General features: G+C 70.8%; 6 protein-coding genes. 2 read left to right on the top strand and 4 right to left on the bottom strand.

All coding sequences use genetic code 11. The features are described from left to right. Together VQ03_RS29540 and msuE are read right to left on the bottom strand one after the other, a co-directional pair. Positions 1-628, bottom strand: a 628-nt coding sequence (locus VQ03_RS29540; protein ID WP_048454509.1) for an aliphatic sulfonate ABC transporter substrate-binding protein, incomplete at its 3' end; no start/stop codon positions are given. After that, positions 625-1,209, bottom strand: a complete 585-nt coding sequence (msuE, locus tag VQ03_RS29545) for an FMN reductase (RefSeq protein WP_048454504.1) — start codon at positions 1,207-1,209, stop codon at positions 625-627. The genes msuE and VQ03_RS29540, both read right to left, overlap by 4 nt. Positions 1,210-1,767: 558 nt before the next feature. On the opposite strand from msuE, the gene VQ03_RS29550 reads away from it, so the two are divergent. Continuing rightward, on the top strand, positions 1,768-2,178 hold the full coding sequence (locus VQ03_RS29550) for a tellurite resistance TerB family protein (RefSeq protein ID WP_245292248.1): 411 nt from the start codon (positions 1,768-1,770) through the stop codon (positions 2,176-2,178). 151 nt (positions 2,179-2,329) lie between these two features. Here the strand turns inward: VQ03_RS29550 and VQ03_RS29555 are convergent, their stop codons facing one another. Further along, positions 2,330-3,289, bottom strand: coding sequence for a D-2-hydroxyacid dehydrogenase (locus VQ03_RS29555; RefSeq protein ID WP_048454506.1), 960 nt, complete (start codon positions 3,287-3,289; stop codon positions 2,330-2,332). A 177-nt stretch (positions 3,290-3,466) separates the two neighbouring features. Further along, positions 3,467-3,730 (bottom strand): hypothetical protein, encoded by a 264-nt coding sequence (locus VQ03_RS29560; RefSeq protein WP_048454507.1) that lies wholly within the window; start codon positions 3,728-3,730, stop codon positions 3,467-3,469. A 164-nt stretch (positions 3,731-3,894) separates the two neighbouring features. Here VQ03_RS29560 and VQ03_RS29565 point away from each other — a divergent pair. Beyond that, positions 3,895-4,046: 2Fe-2S iron-sulfur cluster-binding protein (locus VQ03_RS29565; protein WP_048454508.1), on the top strand; the 152-nt coding region annotated here is incomplete at its 3' end.

Consider the following 4,046-nt stretch of genomic DNA (forward strand, 5'->3'; position numbering starts at 1 on the left):
GGGCGATGTCGTCGGCGAGCGTCAGCACCCGGGTGCTCGGCTGCATCTCCGCGATGGCGAAGTACGGGTCCCAGATCGTCCAGGCATCGACGCTGCCGCGGGCGAAGGCCGCCGCGGCATCGGCCGGCGCCAGGGTCACCGGCTCGATGTCGCGGTAGGTGAGCCCCGCCTTCTCCAGGGCCGCGATGGTGAAGTTGTGCGCGCTCGACGCCTTGGCGAAGGCGACGCGCCGTCCCTTCAGGTCCGCCAGGGTGCGGATGGGCGAGTCCTTCTGCACCAGGATCGCGGCGTTCGAGCCCCCCGCCTCCATCGCCGCCGCGTAGACGAGGGGACCGCCCGCCGCCTGGGCGAAGATCGGCGGCGCGTCGCCGGTCGGGCCGAAATCGATGGCGCCGAGGCTGATCGCCTCGAGGAGCGGCGGGCCGAACGAGAACTCGACCCAAGCGACGCCGACGCCGAGGGGCTTCAGCTTCGCCTCGATCGCGCCCTGCTGCTTGGCGACGACCAGGATGCCGTTCTTCTGGTAGCCGATGCGCAGGGTGTCGGCCGGTGCGGCAAGGGCTGGCAGAGTTGCCGGCAGGGCGGCGCCCGCCAAAGCCGCCGCGAGGAGGGTGCGACGGTCGATCACCGGGCGCCCCCGGCGACGCGGGCGAGGCCGACGGCGGACGCGGCGGCGCGGGCGCCGGCCAGATCGGCGAGCTGGGTGCCGGCCTCGGCCACCCGCTGGCGGATCGCCGCGGAATCGAGCCCGCCGTCGCGGAAGTCCGGATCGGACGCGTAGACCGCGGTCGGCACCGTCAGCGCGGTGAAGAAGCCGAAGAGCGGACGCAAGCTGTGCTCGACCACGAGCGCGTGGCGCGGCCCGCCGCCGGTCGCGGCGAGCGCCACCGGCTTGCCGTCCAGGGCCTCGGGCGAGACGAGGTCGAACAGGTGCTTGAACAGGCCCGTATAGGCGCCCTTGTAGACGGGGGTGCCGACCACGAGGGCGTCGGCCTCCTCCACCGCCTCGACGAGGCGCCGGGCCGGCAGGGAGAGCTGGTCGCGGGAGAGCGCACCACCGAGGCCGGACCCGGCATCGACGAGATCGAAGATCCGCACCTCGACCGGCAGCCGCACGGCGGCTTCGGCGGCGATGGCCTCCACCAGGGTGCGGGTCTTCGAGGGCCGCTGGATGTTGGCGGAGAAGCCGACGAGGCGCAGTCGCGTCATGGGTGTCGATCCGATGGTCGGGGGCAGGGCACGACGAGGGGCGTCAGGCCTCCGTGCTCGATCCCGCTACGATGCGGCCGCGACCGAGATCAGTCAATGAAATTAGATTTTAAATGAGCGTATAGCGGGAGTTGATCATGCTATGATGGCGATGAATGGGAGAATAAGAGACCTCGATCCCGGCCGTGAACGAGGAAGATCGTGAGCCTTTCGCGAGATATGCTGGATCGCACGGAGCTCTCATGGTTCAGATCCGGCCATCGGCACGGGGCCGGCATCGCCGCCATCCCCGTCCTGCCCGGATCGGGGCGCGTGCCGCCCGTTCAAGCATTCGCCCGGGATTAAAACTGCCGATAAAACGTAATCAAGAAAAATCCATCGCTATATGGGAGTCTTGGCCGGCAAATGGAATACGGCGAGGGGAAAAAATACTCGCGCTCGACCGGACCGTGGATGATCGACACCGCCGCACCGTTGCGGTAATCGAGCGCCTGCGCTGACGGATCGATTCAGCCCGTTACCAGAGCACCTTGCAAGGGGCCCCCGACGATGTTCAACATGTTCAAGTCGCAGACCTCGCTCGACCTGACGCCGCGCAACTGCCTCGCGGTCTCGCTGATCTACTGCATGAGCGCCGACGGCGAGATCGACCCGGAGGAGGTCGGCCACCTGATGTCGGTGCTCGGCCGCAACGCGACCCGCCAGCAGCTCGAATCCGCCGTCCGCTACGCCCGCGCCACCCAGCCGGCGCAGTTCCTGGCCGATGCGGCGCAGCGCCTGCGCCCGGACCAGCGGCTCTGCATCATCCTCAACATGATCGACAGCGCCATGGCCGACGGCGAGGCCGAACAGGGCGAGCAGCAGCTCATCATGCAGTTCGCCCAGGCCTTCGGCCTGTCGGAGAACGACCTGAACCCGTATTTCCGGGCCCTGGTGGCGAAGAACGACCGGGCGGTGCTGGACCGCTGAGAGCAGGAGCCGGGCGCCCAACCGGGCGTCCGGCTTACCCGACGAATCCCGGGCCAGCGCGACTTCGCGCGGGGAGCGCAGGACGCGCGCCATCCGTCGTGTGAGCAGAATCCCGGCGGAGGCACGAGGATCTCCCCGAGAGGCCCAACCCTCACGCCACCGGGTTCACCAGTTCCTCCCCCCGCCGCAGCCGGCCGAGATTCTCGAGGAGCAAGTCGATCACCCGGCCTTCGTAATGGCTGGTCTCGCCGGCGCTGTGGGGCGTGACGATCACGGTCTCCATGCGCCAGAACGGCGCCTCCGGCGGCAGCGGCTCCTCCCGGAAGCAGTCGAGGCCGGCGCCGGCGATCCGGCCCTCGGCGAGGGCTCGCGCCAGGGCATCCTGGTCGACCACCCGGCCGCGCGCGACGTTGATGAGAAGCGCTCCCGGCTTCATCGCCGCGAGCGCCGCTTCGTCGATCATCCCCTCGGTCTCCGGCGTCAGCGGGCAGGCGAGCGCCACCACGTCGGCCTGGCCCAAGGCATCGTGCAGGCGGTCGGGGGAGAAGACCGCCTCGACCGGATCGCCGGCCTGAAGCGGGCGGCGGCGCAGGCCGATGACCCGCATGTCGAAGGCTTGGGCCAGCCGGGCGATGCGGGTACCGATGCGCCCGAGACCGATCACCAGCAGCGTCTGGCCGCCGAGCTCGCGCTCGCGCCGGGCCGGATCGGCGATCATCGGCCGCCACGTCGCGGCGGCCTGATTGCGCAGGGCCTCGGGCAGGCGGCGGGTGAGGCCGAGCATCAGCGCCAGGGCATGCTCGGCCACGGCGCGCTCGTTCCCGCCCTGCGCGCTGGCGAGCCGGATGCCGCGCTCGCGCAGCGCGCCCTTCGGGAACTGGTCGGTGCCGGCGCTGACCGACTGGATGAAGCGCAGGCGCGGCGCCCGCTCCAGCAGGGTATCGCGCCAGAGCCCCGAGACCACCAGCACCTCGGCGTCCGCGACGGCGGCTTCCAGGCCCGGGAGATCGTGCACCTCGACGAAGGGCTCAGGCGCGCCCCTGGCGCGGTAGGCGTCGCCGAGGCGATAGGCGGCGTGGGCGAGGACGATGGGACGGGTCGGGACGGACATCGGCGGGCGGCTCGGGATCTCGCGTGGCGGCGGGAGTTCACACCGGGCTCCGGGTCGAGGCAAGCCGTCATGGGAATCCTGAAACACGAAGCCCGCCCCCGCTTGCGCAAGGACGGGCTTCGCCGGCTCGCGAGAGCGGGGTTCCCGAACGGGGCGGAACGGGAACCCTGGGCTCGATCAGCGGCCGTAGACGTACGGCGCGGCCGGGGCGTAGCCCGGAGGCACCTCGCGCACCAGCACACGCTCGCGCGGGTAGACGATGACGCTGCCGGTGCTGTCGACCGCCGGGAGGCCGCCCGGGGCGCCATAGGCGCGCTCCATGCCGGCCAGCGGTCCGCCGGCCTGCGAGCCGGAGCGGTTGTAGGGCGAGCCGCCCTGGGCGAAGGCGGGAGCGGTGGCAACGGTCAGCAGGGCCGCCGCGAGGGCGAGACGGGTCTTCATCACAGTACCTGTTGGTTGAGGGGCACCGGCGATCCGGTTTCGCAGGGTCAACCGCCGTGCCGGCAAAAGGTTCGCCGCGACATGTGCGCTTGCGCACTCGGCCGGACCTGGGCGGTTCGGGGCCCCGGATTAGTTTGGACCCGGTCCAGCCTGGAGGAAGCCGCATGAGCTTCGACATCGTCCTGACGGTGAACGGCACGAGGCGCACGATCCCGATCCCGGATCCGCGCACGACCCTGCTCGACCTCCTGCGCGAGGGCCTGCATCTCACCGGAACGAAGAAGGGCTGCGACCGCGGCCAGTGCGGCGCCTGCAC

Source organism: Methylobacterium tarhaniae, assembly GCF_001043955.1.
Lineage (GTDB): Bacteria > Pseudomonadota > Alphaproteobacteria > Rhizobiales > Beijerinckiaceae > Methylobacterium > Methylobacterium tarhaniae.

What these genes read in the sequence shown, in the direction of transcription:
- msuE (WP_048454504.1), bottom strand. Translation starts at nt 1,209, where the DNA reads ATGACGCGACTGCGCCTCGTCGGCTTCTCCGCCAACATCCAGCGGCCC.
- VQ03_RS29550 (WP_245292248.1), top strand. Translation starts at nt 1,768, where the DNA reads ATGTTCAAGTCGCAGACCTCGCTCGACCTGACGCCGCGCAACTGCCTC.
- VQ03_RS29555 (WP_048454506.1), bottom strand. Translation starts at nt 3,289, where the DNA reads ATGTCCGTCCCGACCCGTCCCATCGTCCTCGCCCACGCCGCCTATCGC.
- VQ03_RS29560 (WP_048454507.1), bottom strand. Translation starts at nt 3,730, where the DNA reads ATGAAGACCCGTCTCGCCCTCGCGGCGGCCCTGCTGACCGTTGCCACC.